Annotated in this window: 12 protein-coding genes; 4 read left to right on the forward strand and 8 right to left on the reverse strand. The window is 63.2% G+C overall.

The window, feature by feature from the left end; genetic code table 11:
* Together QN358_RS10765 and QN358_RS10770 are read left to right on the forward strand one after the other, a co-directional pair.
* A partial coding sequence (locus QN358_RS10765; protein ID WP_323512339.1) for a hypothetical protein occupies positions 1 to 273 on the forward strand: 273 nt, incomplete at its 5' end.
* A 402-nt stretch (positions 274 to 675) separates the two neighbouring features.
* Positions 676 to 3,393, forward strand: a complete 2,718-nt coding sequence (locus tag QN358_RS10770) for a putative Ig domain-containing protein (RefSeq protein WP_323512340.1) — start codon at positions 676 to 678, stop codon at positions 3,391 to 3,393.
* Positions 3,394 to 3,641: 248 nt separating this feature from the next.
* On the opposite strand, the gene QN358_RS10775 is transcribed toward QN358_RS10770, so the two are convergent.
* The 6 genes from QN358_RS10775 to QN358_RS10800 form a co-directional block, all read right to left on the reverse strand.
* On the reverse strand, positions 3,642 to 4,031 hold the full coding sequence (locus QN358_RS10775) for a hypothetical protein (protein WP_323512341.1): 390 nt from the start codon (positions 4,029 to 4,031) through the stop codon (positions 3,642 to 3,644).
* Entirely contained in the window at positions 4,028 to 5,293 is a 1,266-nt protein-coding gene (locus QN358_RS10780) for an IS110 family transposase (RefSeq protein ID WP_323512342.1), read from the reverse strand. The genes QN358_RS10775 and QN358_RS10780 overlap by 4 nt, the downstream gene beginning before the upstream one ends.
* A 253-nt stretch (positions 5,294 to 5,546) precedes the next feature.
* On the reverse strand, positions 5,547 to 6,794 hold the full coding sequence (locus QN358_RS10785; protein ID WP_323512343.1) for an IS256 family transposase: 1,248 nt from the start codon (positions 6,792 to 6,794) through the stop codon (positions 5,547 to 5,549).
* Positions 6,795 to 7,457: 663 nt separating this feature from the next.
* Positions 7,458 to 8,387 (reverse strand): NAD-dependent epimerase/dehydratase family protein, encoded by a 930-nt coding sequence (locus QN358_RS10790; protein ID WP_323512344.1) that lies wholly within the window; start codon positions 8,385 to 8,387, stop codon positions 7,458 to 7,460.
* 9 nt (positions 8,388 to 8,396) lie between these two features.
* On the reverse strand, positions 8,397 to 9,542 hold the full coding sequence (locus QN358_RS10795) for an MFS transporter (RefSeq protein WP_323512345.1): 1,146 nt from the start codon (positions 9,540 to 9,542) through the stop codon (positions 8,397 to 8,399).
* A 341-nt stretch (positions 9,543 to 9,883) separates the two neighbouring features.
* Positions 9,884 to 10,759 carry a LysR family transcriptional regulator gene (locus QN358_RS10800; RefSeq protein ID WP_323512378.1) on the reverse strand — a complete coding sequence of 292 codons (876 nt, stop codon included), beginning with the start codon at positions 10,757 to 10,759 and terminating at the stop codon, positions 9,884 to 9,886.
* 155 nt (positions 10,760 to 10,914) lie between these two features.
* On the opposite strand from QN358_RS10800, the gene QN358_RS10805 reads away from it, so the two are divergent.
* Positions 10,915 to 11,277, forward strand: coding sequence for a GNAT family N-acetyltransferase (locus tag QN358_RS10805; protein WP_323512346.1), 363 nt, complete (start codon positions 10,915 to 10,917; stop codon positions 11,275 to 11,277).
* A 180-nt stretch (positions 11,278 to 11,457) separates the two neighbouring features.
* Here the strand turns inward: QN358_RS10805 and QN358_RS10810 are convergent, their stop codons facing one another.
* Entirely contained in the window at positions 11,458 to 11,838 is a 381-nt protein-coding gene (locus tag QN358_RS10810; protein WP_323512347.1) for a cupin domain-containing protein, read from the reverse strand.
* Between the two features lie 240 nt (positions 11,839 to 12,078).
* The gene (locus tag QN358_RS10815) at positions 12,079 to 13,077 is read right to left on the reverse strand and encodes a GlxA family transcriptional regulator (RefSeq protein ID WP_323512348.1); all 999 of its coding nucleotides are present in this window, start codon (positions 13,075 to 13,077) and stop codon (positions 12,079 to 12,081) included.
* Between the two features lie 196 nt (positions 13,078 to 13,273).
* Here QN358_RS10815 and QN358_RS10820 point away from each other — a divergent pair, with 196 nt between their 5' ends.
* Positions 13,274 to 14,425, forward strand: coding sequence for an MFS transporter (locus tag QN358_RS10820; protein ID WP_323512349.1), 1,152 nt, complete (start codon positions 13,274 to 13,276; stop codon positions 14,423 to 14,425).
* Positions 14,426 to 14,436: the final 11 nt, after the last annotated feature.

Below are 14,436 nucleotides of genomic sequence, written 5' to 3' on the forward strand. Positions count from 1 at the left end.
CCCTTCCAGTCTTCAAGCGGAAGTCAGGCGAGAGAGATACCGCGCCAAAAACTCACAATCAAGTGCCTGCGCCCCTATCGTGTCATTTATGTCGAATCGTGGGCTGACCCCAACATCGTCGTGCCCAGCACCGTGATCATCGAAAGGATGGGGTTCGGCAGAGCCCCGGTCGGATCGTTCGCACCGCACACCGACGCGGCCTATGCCTACAGCGAACTCTGGGTACGCATCCAGTCGATGATCAAAGCCCGGCAACGGAAACACAAACACTGAATGGCCAGCCCCGTCTCACGTATCTGAATGGCATACCGAACGACTACCTCCGATCGCGCGATCGACGGTGCCCGGTTCGGTACTCACAGCGCCCGAGACCGCCGAGACCTGAGCTTCTCGGTAACCAGTCACGTCGTGTGGATAGCCAACCCCACACCGCGCGCTGTTCGCGACCGACGGAAGTAACCCTTCCACGACCCCTGGTGGATCCGGGAGATGCGGCTGCGACGAGTACGAGTCAGCGTCACAGTGGACGCACGGCCTGCTTTTCCGTCGACTCCGCGACCGCGTGGCGGACTTGGGGCTTTCGCGCAAGCGAAAAGTCCGCCAAGCTGAGCAGGTCGCAGTCACCTGAGCTGCGAGCCGTCTTGGCGGCCAACTCTACGAGAGAGTTCCCCTCCAATGACCCGACAGATATCCGTGTCCTTCGCGCCTGCGCGCGGTGCGGCACGTGCCCTGCACACCGCCGCAAAGAAGTCCCTCCTCGCACGCGCCGCGCTCGTGGTTCCCACGACGGTGGCGCTCAGCCTTGTCGTGGGCGCGGTTCTGGCACCCGCCGCCTCGGCCGCGCCGGTGGCCACCGCTGCTGCTGCATCCGCCACCACCGTCACCGCCGCCGGCCCGACCGCAACTCTCGGCAGCGACGTGCCCACGCTAGGCGCTCCGGGCAACGGCGTGAAGCTCGAGGTGCGTGTGGCTCCGTCGACCACGGACGCCGACAAGCAGACGTATTTCTCCACGAACGTCGCGGTCTACAGCGACGGCCGGGTGAAGTTCATCAGCAATGGAAAGTGCCTTGACACCTGGGCTGCGAACGGCTTCCAGCCCCTCCGTGAGGTCGGGATCTTTCAGGACTGCATCGAAAATCCGTCGCAGGCTTACTACTTCGTGCCCGCGAGCACGCGGCCGAGCGCCGCCGCCAACATCGGGGCCGACGATCGCTGGTTCTACATCGTCTCGCAGAGCGGAAACAAGTGTTTCAGCAGCAAGAACCATGGCCTCAGCCCGATCGATGACTTCGGTGCACGCCTCGCGCCGTGCGAGGCCGGCAATACCTCCCAACAGTTCCGTATCATCAACGACGCCCCCGATGCTCTCGGAATCAATCGGCAGTGGGAGAACATCCTCGGTCTCGCGCTGCAGTATGCAACCAATCATTGCGCCTCGTACACCGGTCCCGACGAGACCTCTCCCTGCGCCGTGAGCACCGGCACCAGCATCGACACGGCGACGTGGTCTGCCGCCGGCAGCCAGGCGGCGAGGGCCCTCGGCGTCCTCACCACACGCAGCGCCGGCTGCGGCACCATCGACCAGACCTCGTTGCCCACCATGCACAACGCCACCAGCAACCCCATCCCGGTCGCCCTCACCACCTCGGGCTCCTATTCGCACCAGACAACGGTCGGCGACACAGAGACGACGGGTGCGAGTTTCAGTTACCAGCAAGGCCTCAAGGACGTCTGGTCGGCATCCGGCAGCCTCTCCTTTTCGTGGGCGCACCAGGAAGTGACGGTCAACACCTCAACGCAGAACAACTCAACGACGGTCAACCCGACGGTTCAGCCGGGGGACTGGCTAATGGGAACCTGGGAGAGCCAGGTCCTGCAGTTCACCGGCTTTTGGAAGCTCGGAGTAGACGCGCCGTCGACATCGCCCGGCAGCCTCACGTGGTACATCCCGGCGACGAGCATCCTGCCCGCCGCACTCACCAGCACCAAGTCGAACCCCCTCACCTTCACGCCCGTCACCTCGCACTCTCAGAAGGACTGCGACGCCGGCCCGCCCTCGATCAACACCGCGCCGCCGACGCTCGGGAGCACTCCCGACTGCAGCGCACCGGCCGTAGCTCGCGTGCGCACCACGGTCTACGCCTGCCCCGGCACCTGGGCCACCCCGGGCATCAACCCCGAGCTGCGCTACGCGTACCAGTGGTACACGATCCCGCAGGGCAGCAATACGCCCAGCATGATCCCGGGCGCCACCGCGAGTTCGTACACCGTGAGCGAGCAAGTGCTACCCGCATCGCCCGCTGTGGGCTACCTCGGCGCGATCGTGACCGAGCTCGGCCCGATCAACCGCCGGGAATCGGCACCGGCCACCACCCTCGCTACGGTGCAGCTGCAGCCGGCCGCAGTCGGAGCGTCTTCAGCGGCAACGAACTTCGTCGGCCGTGTGCCAGACGCCACTGCCGGCGAGGCCTACAGTACCGCCCTGGTAACCGATGCGGGCAGCGCCATGAAGCTCTCGAGCGACGCCGCCGATCTCAAGGGCCTGAGCATCACGGCCGACGGAGCGGTCTCGGGAACTCCGCCGGAGGCCGGCGACTACCCGTTCAGCATCACCGACACGCCTGGCGACGGGGGTCCGGTGCAGGTGGTGAACTACGTGCTGCACGTCGCGGCTCTGCCCACCGCCTTCGCGAGCTCGACTGACATTTCCGCTACGGTCGGACAGGCTGTTGCGTCAGACCTGGTGAGCTCGGACACTGCCGGACAACCGGTGAACGTCGTGGGCACCCTGCCGCCCGGCCTGAGCTTCGACGGCGAGACCGGCGAGCTCACGGGCATCCCGGTGGCTGCGGGTGTTACGCAGTTCACGGTGGAGTCGAGCTGGGCGTCAGCCGTGTTCACAGTCACCGTCGCCGATGTGGCGACGGTGCTGAGCCCGGATGCCCTTCCTGGCGGAACAGTGGGCGCCGCCTACTCGGCCGAGACGGTGTCGAGCCTCGGCAGCAACGTACAGATCGGACTGCTCGGCACCGGGCCGGCCAACGAGACGGACCCAGCAGCTCCGGCCGGACAGCTGGCCGCGCCAGACCTGAGCGCCTCCGGTCTGTCGCTGAACTCGGAAACCGGGCGGATCAGCGGCACCCCGACCGCCGCCGGCACGATCACCCTTTCGGTCGCCAACCTGAGTGAGCCTTCGACGGCGCCACAGACGAAGACCATCGTCATCGCGGCGGCCGGTGGCGGCTCAAACCCCGCGCCGAACGGGGACGGTAAGACGTCCCTCGCCGCGACCGGCTCTAGGACGGTCGAGCTCGGTCCGATCGCCCTGCTGTTGGCCGCGTTCGGTGCGGTCGCAATGATCGCTCGACGGCGACGCCGCCGGCTCGACTGAACGCAAGCTCGGCGCGTGGGAGTTTGAGGACTACCAACCCGATCGCCGCATGACCCACCTAAAACGGGGGTCGCAGACTGGTGCTTTGGCATCTGCGCTGTAAGGCAATGTTTACGTCGGCGTCACCTGCTCTCAGATCGAGTCAGCGATTCACCTTTCGACGAGGAGCCAACCGCAAAATAGTGAGACGACGCACAGCCCGCCCGGTCTTCCGGGCGGGCTGTTGTTTCCCTTGGGTTAATGCTCGTTCAGGCAGTTAATACAACGATCTGAATGTCGTCGGCGTCGCCTTTCCAAAAGAGGTCGAGAATCGCGGTGCGGATCTTTTCTGCGTCGACCCCGCCCGTACGGTCAGGAAACGACACCGTGACGGTGTGTACGGGTGCGGCGCTGTCGGTGTCTCTGCCGGTCTGGTCTTCTTCGGCGTATTGATACGTCCAGGCGATCGCGACGGCTCCGTCGGGTCCGTCGCCGTCCCTGCCGTACGCGGCGCGGTGTTCGTCCTGTCCGGGGTGCGGTGCGCGAGTGCAACGCCATTTCGTCCCGTCATAGTCGATGGTTTCGGCTCCGCACTCGGACCCGTCGAGGCTTTGGGCGGCAGTAGTGCCCCTTAAGGTGGATGCTCCTATTGTTGTCAAGCGGTGTTCGGGGTCGCGATTTGGTCCAGCGCTGCGGTGACGAGTTGTTCTAGTTGTGGGTCGGCTCGGGTGCCGATCTCGAGTCGTCGGAGGCGTTGGTAGGGGACGCCGAGTGATGCGGCGAGGATCGTGATCGGAGTGCCGGTCTGTTGGCGTCTGGTGCGCAGCTCCTGGCCGATGGATGTTTCGGGGCTGGGGCTTGTGAGTACGGCGAAGATCTCGTTCGCGATGTGTCGTTTCAGGCAGCGTCTGATGTCCCGATCAGTGAGTCCCTGGGCGCGACGTCGTTCGAAGTACGCCATTGTGCGTGGTTCACGGTGGCGCATGCGGAGTAAGACGATTCGATGAAGGGCGCTGTTGGCGTTCCGGTTCCCGCCACGCGAAAGCCGGTGCCGTACTCGCTGACCGGACGAGGCCGGTATAGGAGCGACGCCGGCCATGGCCGCGAATGCTGCTTTAGTCGTCAAGCGTTCCGGATTGTCGCCTGCCGCGATGAGGAGCGTCGCTGCTGTGACGACCCCGACGCCGCCGACGCTGAGGAGAGTTGGATTGACGTCCCGGACCAGAGCGTCGAGCTGCTGGTCGATGATGGCAATTTCTGCTGCGAGTGCGACGTGGCGAGCTGCGAGCCTTTTGAGTGTCTGACGGGCGATGTTCTCGGGGTCGATGCCGCTTCGAGGGCGGGTGCGGGCGAGTATAGGGACGAGTTTGAGGCTCGTGAGGGTGCGATAATCGCTGCGAACCGCCTCGGGCGCCGTGATGAGTAGCGAATGGATCTGGTTCATCGTCTGGGAACGGGCTTTGCCAGCTGAGTGTCGTTCGCTCATCAGGATCCGTAGCGATTCCACTTCCCCGTCGCCGCTCTTCGGGATAGCAGCATCAGTACCGGCTAGAACACTCACGGCCGCCTGGTGGGCGTCGAGCGGGTCTGATTTCCCTTTCAAACGTCGGGCCTGCCGGTTTTGCCGTGCCACCTCGACGACGGTGAAGCTACCGACGCTGAGGACTCGGGCGATGCCGGCACCGTAGGATCCGGTGCCCTCGATACCGACACGTTCGATCGCGCCGTGCGAGTTCAGGAATTCCATTATCTGCTGATAGCCGCGGCTCGTCGTCGGGAACTCGCGATCCTGAACGGATCGCCCGACGTGATCGATGATCGCGACGTGATGGGTATTCTTGTGCGTGTCGATGCCGGCAAAAAGCGCACCCGGCGGTGCGGGTGGATTGGCTCTTGCTGCGGTGGCTGGCATGCTTGTCATAGACGGATTCCCTTCCTCAGTTATGTCGTGAAACGTCACTGCGGGTCGGGTGGGCAGACAGCACAAAGGTGAGACGACTTCCCGGTCAGGCTCCTATCAAGTCATGTTCTGCCCGACCCGCAACAACTCCGGTGTCGGTGGACAGATCCACTTAAAGACAACCCTCACGGGTGTCGGTGTAACAGCGAGTCACACCGGCACAGGAGCCATATCCATCATCTCTGTGTAGCCGTGTTTCCTTCGATGTGATGGGTTAGGCGCTGAGTTCGAGGGCGGGTTGGTCGGTCACCTCGTCTCCGGTGCCAGCGATGAGGGTGAGGCGGGATTTGGCGAGGATGTCGAGGCCGAGGTAGCGGCGCCCTTCAGCCCATTCGTCGGTTTGTTCGGCAAGGACCGCGCCGACGAGGCGGATGATCGCGTCCCGGTTGGGGAAGATTCCCACGGAGTCGGTGCGGCGGCGGATCTCCCGGTTCAGGCGCTCGTTCGGGTTGTTCGACCAGATCTGCTGCCAGAGCCCGTCCGGGAACGTCGTGAACGCGAGGATGTCCGCTCTGGCGGCGTCGAGGTGTTCGTGGGCGTCGGGGAGTTTGCCCTCGACGTAGTCCAACACTCGGTCGAATTGGGCGTGGACCGAGGCTTCGTCGGGTTGGTCGTAAACCGAGTGGAGCATCGCTTTGACGGCCGGCCACATGGTCTTCGGTGTCACTCCCATCAGGTTCGCCGAATAGTGGGTGCGGCAGCGCTGCCAGCTGGCGCCGGGCAGGTTCGCGGCGATCGCTTCGACCAAGCCCCGGTGGGCGTCGGAGGTGACCAGACGAACCCCGGAGAGGCCTCGCGCGACGAGGTCGGCGAAGAACGTGTTCCACGCCGCCCCGGTCTCGCTCGTGGCGACCTTCAGCCCGAGCACTTCCCGGCGCCCGTCGGCGTTGACTCCTGTTGCCACCAGAACAACAGCGTTGATGACGCGGCCGCCCTCACGGACCTTCATCGTGAGTGCATCAGCGGCGACGAATGTGAACGGGCCGGCGTCTCCCAGGGGGCGGTGTCGGAACTGATCAACGTGCCCGTCAAGGTCGGATGCCATCCGGGAGACCTGCGACTTGGACAGCGAATGGATCCCGAGCTGCTTCACCAGTTTGTCCATCCGGCGCGTCGAGACACCAGCGAGGTAGCAGTCCGCGACGACCGTGATCAGGGCAGTCTCGGCGCGCTTTCGCCGTTCAAGGAGCCACTCCGGGAAATACGTTCCCGAGCGCAGCTTCGGAACGGCAACATCGATCGTTCCGACCCGGGTATCGAGCTCGCGGTGGCGGTAACCGTTGCGCTGAGTCACACGGTCGGGGCTGGGTTTGCCCCACTCCGCACCGGCTATAGCGTCCGCGTCGGCGGAGAGGAGGGCGTTGATCATGGTCTGAAGCAAGCTGCGCATCAGATCGGGCGACGCGTCGGTCAGGGCCTCACCAAGGAGGCCAGCAGGGTCGACAATATGGGGTGCGGTCATCGTGATGACTCCGTTTCGAGGATTCGGTAGAAGGTTGACTCGAAGGATCACACGGTGGCCGCGCTCACGTCGTGAGCGACGCGGCACCCACCGGGCTACACCACGCTACGGGGCATGACCTCCCGCTCGGCATCAGTGCTGGTGCAAAGCCAAATCCATGCACCTGGAACATCCGGAAACGCACCCACAGAAGTAACTCTTGTGATCCCGCGCCCTTCCATGCGCATGAGTAATCCGCGCTCCGCCTTCGCAAGCATTGCCCAGCGCTCATCCGGTATGCGTCTCACTGAATTGACAATACTTCCCTGCATGCGTGTGCTGATGCGGAACGGCAACCGCGACAGATCTGCCTCCCCACAGCCGACCATCGAGTGGGCAACCCTTTGTCGCCGGGGAGCCAAGACAGCCTTGTTCGTATACATGCATTCTGCGCGAGGAACACTCTCTGCGCGGCGATGTTGTCCTCCGGTGTCTGTCCTTCGAATCCGGCGAGTTCTGACCGGATCGTGAAGATGTAGCGCGTCGTTGCTTGCAGAGCAGCCGTACCGCAGCCCATACCTCGGAATCGCCCGTCGAGCCTGCCTGCATCCTCGCCACAGGGCCTCAAAGCCGGCGCAACCCGCGCCTCTGGCCGATGAAATCCGCGAGTATCGCGGTGATCTCTCACGGAATAAGTTTGCGCAGGCTCGCCTCAAGTGCTGCGATCCCATCTGCGTGACTGGTGACCGGCTCATAGGCAAGGTCAGCGCGCGCCTTGGAGATGTCGAGCGTGAGGGTTTGACCGAAGAACCAACGGGCTGGGGCCGGGACGGTTGTATCAGCCTCGGCTCCGGTCACGGTGGAGACGGATCCTGTGTACCCGTAAACAGAGAGCTGTTCCTCCATGAACTCACGGAAGGACACCGGGCCGCCGTCCGCGACGAAATAGGGTTCGCCTCCCACGCCGTGCTGCCAGCCGAGAATGAGGCCCTCAACCGCGTTATCGACGTGGGTCACGGTGGCCTCGAACGCACCGCCGTCGATCCAGACGAAGGCTCCACTCGCGGCAGCAGAGGGCAGTCCTCCGATGAAGCTGCCTGGGCCCCAAACGAGCTTTGGTCGTATTGCGACAGTCGTCATCGTTTCTGAATTCGCTGCCAGCACGATCTGCTCGGCGCGCGCTTTGGTCGCGGCGTAGGCGGCCGGGGAATTCGGACGAAGCGGGGCGGTCTCATCGACGTTAAGCAGGGGGGCGCCGTCTAAGAGCACAGCCTCTGAGCTGCAATGAACGAAACGACTAACACCAGCCGTTGCCGCAGCTGCAAGCGCAGCGATTGTCCCGTAAACAGTGACCCGGTCCTGCTGCGCGCGCGGCGCCGTGACATCGGTCTCGGCAGCGAGGTGGAACAGTACGTCACTGCCGCGCACGGCATCCTGCCAGGTTGCCGGGTCAGTGAGCTCGCCATAGACCGGCTCAGCGCCGAGGGCCGCGACAACGTCCGCGGATTGTTTGCTGCGCACCAGCGCTTTCACGCTGTGACCTTCGCTGACCAGCCGCTTGGTGAGCGGGCGGCCTATGAAGCCTGACGCGCCGGTAATGAAGATGTTCGACATGGGTGATTCCTATTCTGTGGACGTGGCGGGCTTCCAGGTGGGGAAGCCATGGGTGGATTTGAGGACGGTGATGGTGGCCACTGCCATGACCGCGACCGCCGACCACAGCAGGCCTTCGGTGCCGACAATTGCGAGAAGAATGCCGCCCGCGGCCCCGCCGATGGCGATGCTGACGTTGAATACGGTGACCACCGCTGATTGGACGTCGTCGGTTCCTGCTGCTCTTGTGGCAGCGGTGATGAACAATGTCGCGCATCCACCAAACCCGAATCCCCAGGCGGCCACTCCGACATAGAGGAGCGCGGGAAGGGAACCGAAAAGACATAGGACAAGCAGGCCGCCTCCGATGGCGACGGCACTGACGATGGTGAGTGTTCGATGATAAGGCTGCAGCAAACGTCCGGTCGCCCAGACGCTCAGCAATGCCGCGACGCCGAATGTCGCCAGGACCCACTGAATCTGATCAGCCATACCCGCATCCACAATCAACGATCCGATGTAGGTGTAGACGAGGTTGTGCGCGACAAGGAATCCCGCGACCACCCACAGAACTGTGGAGACGCCCGGCTGGCGCACCATCTGTCGGAACGGTATGTGCGCGCTTTCGACCACTGGAAGGGAGGGCAAACTTACCAACGTCCAGACCGCAACAAGAACGCTGAGGACCGCCGTGAGCGCGAAGGTTGACTGCCAACCGGTGGCGGCGCCGAGAAACGTTCCGAGCGGCAACCCGATCGCGAGGGCGATTGGCGTCCCCGCCAGGGCAAGTGCCACTGCGCGACCTCGCAGCGCTGGGGGTGACACTCGAGCTGCGTATCCACCGATATTCGACCAGATAAGGCCCGCTCCGACGCCGCCGATAATCCGAGCGGCGAGAATCAGCACGTAATTCGTGGATACCACTGGGACAAGGTTGCAGATCGCAAACGCTACGAGGGAGCCGACCAGTAGGGCCCTTCGCGAATAGCGTCGAAGAAGCGCGTTGAGTGGGATCGCGGTCAGCGCTGTGGCGATCGCATAGACAGTAATGATCTGTCCCGCCGCGGACTCGGATACCCGGAGACTGCGAGCAATCTCGGGAAGGAGCCCGGCGGGCACGGTCTCATTCAAGATCCCCAAGAAGCCGGCTGCAAAGAGAGGCAGCACTGTTGCCACGGGCAACCGATCGATGGTGCTAGTCAGCTTTGGCTCATGAGACATTGCTTCCCTCATCCCTCTTGATCGGCTGAACCGTAATTGGCTCACCGGGTGCAGCAATCGGGTACAGGGAAGCATTCCCCTCACGGGATCGATAGTTTCGTGACCACCCGACCAAGAAATCGATGGATGCCTACCGCCTGCTCGGCAGGTGGCCCGCACCGGCTTGCCGCGTCTCCGACCCGTCGGTCCACGCGACGAAGCCCACGCATGTCGCTCGGCTCTTCGCCGAACAGCCCGTTTGGGCAGCGTGCCGGCCGACGTCATATTCCGCGTCGCCGTGGAACTTTACGGCGACGTCAAGATCGTCTCGGGTCCTGAATCGGCTCGGTGCGCAAGTCCTCTAAGAAACGCTGCGCTAAAGCATCGCCGTCGATGGGAGTGAGAACAACGAGATCCCGGACCCATGGCGGGTCCAGCGAGCGCACGGCGCCCGTGTTGCCGGAATTTAGGGCGCTGAGCGGCACAATGGCAACTCCGAGACCAGCGGCAGCTAGTTGTGCCGCCGCACTAGTGACGGCGGTGCGCGTCACAACGAGCGGCTGCACCCCGTGTTCTGACAGCGCACCATCGACTACAACGCTTAGACCATTCGAGGAGTCAAAATCCACGAATGGTTTTGCGTCAAGATCGTCGAATGTCACCGCGGTCCGATCCACCAACCATGAGTCGGCTGCCGCAACGACAACAAACTCCTCCTGCATCGCAACGACAGATGCGAATCGGTCGGGACTCGGCCCAGGCATGAATACCATGTCGACGTCATCGTCGTCGAGGAACTTGTGCAGCTCAGCGACCGCGATCGACTCGCGAAGGATGACCGATACATCGGGCCACCGCACGTGCCAACGTTGGATGACAGGCGCCAGGACCGAGACGAGGCTTTGCGCGCAGCCGATGCGCAGAACCCCGCCGAAGGAGTGAGCGGCGAGGTTCGCCGCAGCGACCACGCTCTCAGCACTTTGAAGAGCGTTCCGCGCGAATGGCACTGCGGCCCGCCCCGCGGCGGTCAACCGCACACCACGGGCCGTTCGGATCAGCAGCGTCGCACCAACCTCTCGCTCGAGTTGTGCGAGCTGGTGCGAAACAGCGGATTGGGAAGCGTACAACTGTCGCGCGGCGTCGGAGATCGACCCTGTGTCGACAATCGCGACGAAGCACTGGAGAGCTCGCATGGTGACCACATCCGCAGCCTAAGGCGTTCCACCATGCCCTGTTGGGGTGGTCTCGCATAGGTGACCGTTAAGTTTCACCGCCTCCGTCACGCCACCGGCCCTTGGTTGCCGAGGCGAGGTAATCGCATTAGTCACTTCGAGTACATACTGAGCAGATGTCAGACGTTGTTATTCGTTCCGCCACGATCGACGATGACCGCGCTCTCGCCGAACTGGATGCCACAGCGTGGCCGATCGAATTGCAGGTCACGCCGCCCCGACCAGCGACGGAGCCCTTCTTTGAGGGGCGCCGCGACGTGGGTGACGTCATCGTTGCGGAAGCGCCGGCTGGCATCGTCGGCTACGCCCATATCGTTCGACACATGGGAATCGAAGCCAACGCTCACGTGCTGCACTTGAACTCGCTCGCCGTGTCGCCGACAGCGCGCGGGTTGGGGTTGGGCGACCAGCTGGTGGAGGCAACCATTGCTGAAGCGCGCCGTCGGGGAGCACGCAAATTGGGTCTTCGTGCACTCTAACAACCCGCGAGCCATCCACATTTACGAAAAACACGGGTTTGAACTCGAGGGACGCATCCGCGAGGAGATACTGCTTCCGGACGGAAGCTACGCTGACGACGTCTGGTACGCCCTTTTTCTTTGACTCAAGTGGCGAGCCCCAGAACCTGCGGCCGTTCGACGTTCGAAAGCTACAGGGCGTTACGCAGAACGCAACTGCCGCTCGATTGGCACAGTTCCTTCCACCACTACGTCGCCGGTGTGTGCAGTGGTCACCGATTCGATGAGAATGATTCCGACCTCCTCTGCCGCGACCGGGTTGTGACGGACACCCCTCGGAACGACAAAGAACTCGCCTGCCTGAATACGAACTTCGCGGTCCCCCTCGAGTTGGATACGAAGATCTCCATAAACGATCAGGAACATCTCATCTTCGTTTTCGTGGGCATGCCACACCAACTCGCCCAGTAGCTTGGCGACTTTGACGTATTGATCATTCACTCGACCGACTACTCGAGGTGTCCAGTGCTCAGACACGGCGGCAAGTTCTTCACGGACACGATTGGGCTCGAGCAGGTCCATTTCAACATTTCTCAAAGGTAAAGGGCTCGTGTGGCGCGGTGATTTCACGAAATCTAGTCGCGCAGAGGAGAGCTTTCGGATTTGAAATGTTATCTGCCTTGCCTGATTCGCCGGGCGAGACAGCAGCATGTGATGCCCAATGCACGCCGGTGTCCACATAGGATCGATCTTTCTTATGTCGACTAGTCACGGCGGCCTTCACCCGCCGTCAATCCGAATAATGGGTTGTTTTCCGAGACATCAGGAAAGAGACCGGTGGGGGAAAACCAGGCGTCTGTCACCTGTTAGCGAGAAGCGCGTTGTCGTTTGAGTGAAAGTACGCCGGTAGGAGGTCGGCGTGGTGTTGAGCGTGCGTTGGAAGTGCAGCCGCAGATTGGCCGCCGTGCCAAGCCCGGAGTCCCGTGCGACCTGGTCTATCGGAAGTTCGGTGGTCTCCAACAGTTCCCTGGCCCGGCTGACGCGGGCGCTGGCCAGCCATTTCAGAGGGGTAGTACCGGTCTCGGCGGTGAACCGGCGCATGAACGAGCGCTGTGACATTCCGGCGTGACTGGTGAGATCGGCGAGCGAAAGCGGTTGATCAACACGCTCCAGCGCCCAAGCCCGCGTGACGGCGAGAGACATTTCGTCGACGACCGGCACGAGAGCAGGTACGTACTGGGCTTGCCCCCCATCGCGATGCGCCGGGGCCACGAGACGACGTGCGATCTGGTTGGCCGCGGCTGCACCCACATCGCTACGGACAATGTGCAGACACAGGTCAATGCCACAGACCACCCCGCCCCCGGTGAGCACATCTCCCTCATCGACATAGAGCACATTCCGCTTCACGTGAACTGCCGGAAACTCTCGTTCGAGCTCATCGATGTTCTCCCAGTGCGTGGTCGCATGGAGCCCGTCCAGCACACCGGCCGCGGCTAAGGCGAACGCGCCATTACAGATTGACACGACTCGTTTGCCCCGATCGCGCGCTTCGGCCAAAGTGTCGAGCACGGCATGGGGGAGCGGCCGTCCCCCCATATCCAGACCAGGCACAATCACCGTGTCTGCAGCAAGAACCTGCTCGAGACCGCCGTCGACGGCCACGGCGAGACCGCCCGCCGTGGCCACCCGGCTAGTCACTCCGCACACCGACATCTCGTATGGGGTCTCCGGCCGGAGGCTGAAAATTTGCGCCGGGATGGCCAGCGCCATTGGAGTGACGCCGTCGAGCGCGAGCACAGCTACCTGATGAGAAGTCATGGCAACATCGTAACGGAAAGAGGCATTATTGCCACTCGTACGAAAAGTCCAGCGCGCGCACGCTGGAGGCATGTCTAAATTTGTGTCCCAGCAGAGCACCGAGCCCGCCTCCGCAGACCCCGGGAGCGACGCAACTGTTATTCAAGGCGTCCATCGTTGTGGACTCGTCCGGACGGCGCTCCCGGCGTCGATGGTTATGTCCTTCCTCGCAGCCTCGAGCGTGCCGACGCCCCTTTACGCCACATACGCGCGCGCGTTTCACTTTTCGCCCATCACCACCACCGTCGTGTTCGCTGCATATGCGATCGCCGTCTTAGTTGCCCTGCTCATCCTCGGTCGGGTATCCGACCACCTTGGCCATCGGCCCGTGCTGTTGGTCGCACTCGCAGTGCAGATAGGTGCTGCGGTCGTCCTGGCGACCGCAGGCGGAGTGGACGCCCTGCTCGTCGGCCGTGCGCTCCAAGGCATTGCTACCGGTGCTGCTCTCGGCGCGCTGGGCGCGGCGATACTTGACGCGGACCCCGTGCGAGGCGCCCTGGCGAACTCTGCCGTGCCCGGAATAGGCACCGGTCTCGGTTCGCTGGTGTCGGGAATGCTGGTCCAGTACGTCCCGGCACCCACACAGGTCGTGTACCTGGTACTCGTCGTGGTGTTCATCGCGCAGGGCATCGGTGTGGCCGTGTCGGCAGAAACAGGTAGTCGCAAGCCTGGTCTGCGCGCAGCCCTTGTTCCGAAGCTTGCCGTGCCGCGCGGGATCCGCGGGCCGGTTCTAGCGGCCGCACCCATCTTATTCGCAGTGTGGGCGCTCTCTGGGCTATATGGCTCCCTCGGCCCTGCGCTGGCCAGACAGCTGACTGGGTCGGCGTCTGCTCTCCTCGGTGGACTGCCCTTCTCCGTGCTGGCGATCATCTCGTCGCTCACCGCGATCGCGCTCAGCCGAGTCTCACCCCGGGCAGTGATGCTGTGCGGAATCACAGGCACCGTTGTCGCTGCAGCAAGCGCATTGGCCGCTGTCGAATTGTCCTCGCCGGCCGGATTCTTCGCCAGCATCGTCCTAGCAGGTATCGGATTCGGCGCCGGACTCCAAGGTGCCTTTCGCACCGTGATGCCCCAAACAGCACCCCAAGACCGAGCCGGCGTACTATCCATTCTTTACATCGTCTCCTATTGCGGCATGGGGATCCCCGCGATCATCGCCGGAGTCCTTGTTGTCAACGGCGGTGGGCTAATCAGCTCCGCTCGCGACTACGCCCTGTGCCTTATCTCCCTCGCCGTCGTGGCGCTGGTGGGACTACTTCTGACGACCCGTTCCCACTACCAGCGCAAGGACACTCCTCCGGTCGCCTGACGGAAAGCCGC

Origin of the sequence: Subtercola sp. RTI3 (assembly GCF_035018625.1) — a bacterium.
In the GTDB taxonomy this organism is placed as follows: domain Bacteria; phylum Actinomycetota; class Actinomycetes; order Actinomycetales; family Microbacteriaceae; genus Subtercola; species Subtercola vilae.

Excerpts from the sequence above, each read along its gene's own strand:
- QN358_RS10770 (WP_323512340.1), top strand. The coding sequence starts at position 676 with ATGACCCGACAGATATCCGTGTCCTTCGCGCCTGCGCGCGGTGCGGCA.
- QN358_RS10780 (WP_323512342.1), bottom strand. The coding sequence starts at position 5,293 with ATGACAAGCATGCCAGCCACCGCAGCAAGAGCCAATCCACCCGCACCG.
- QN358_RS10785 (WP_323512343.1), bottom strand. The coding sequence starts at position 6,794 with ATGACCGCACCCCATATTGTCGACCCTGCTGGCCTCCTTGGTGAGGCC.
- QN358_RS10790 (WP_323512344.1), bottom strand. The coding sequence starts at position 8,387 with ATGTCGAACATCTTCATTACCGGCGCGTCAGGCTTCATAGGCCGCCCG.
- QN358_RS10800 (WP_323512378.1), bottom strand. The coding sequence starts at position 10,759 with ATGCGAGCTCTCCAGTGCTTCGTCGCGATTGTCGACACAGGGTCGATC.
- QN358_RS10805 (WP_323512346.1), top strand. The coding sequence starts at position 10,915 with ATGTCAGACGTTGTTATTCGTTCCGCCACGATCGACGATGACCGCGCT.
- QN358_RS10810 (WP_323512347.1), bottom strand. The coding sequence starts at position 11,838 with ATGGACCTGCTCGAGCCCAATCGTGTCCGTGAAGAACTTGCCGCCGTG.
- QN358_RS10815 (WP_323512348.1), bottom strand. The coding sequence starts at position 13,077 with ATGACTTCTCATCAGGTAGCTGTGCTCGCGCTCGACGGCGTCACTCCA.
- QN358_RS10820 (WP_323512349.1), top strand. The coding sequence starts at position 13,274 with ATGTCCTTCCTCGCAGCCTCGAGCGTGCCGACGCCCCTTTACGCCACA.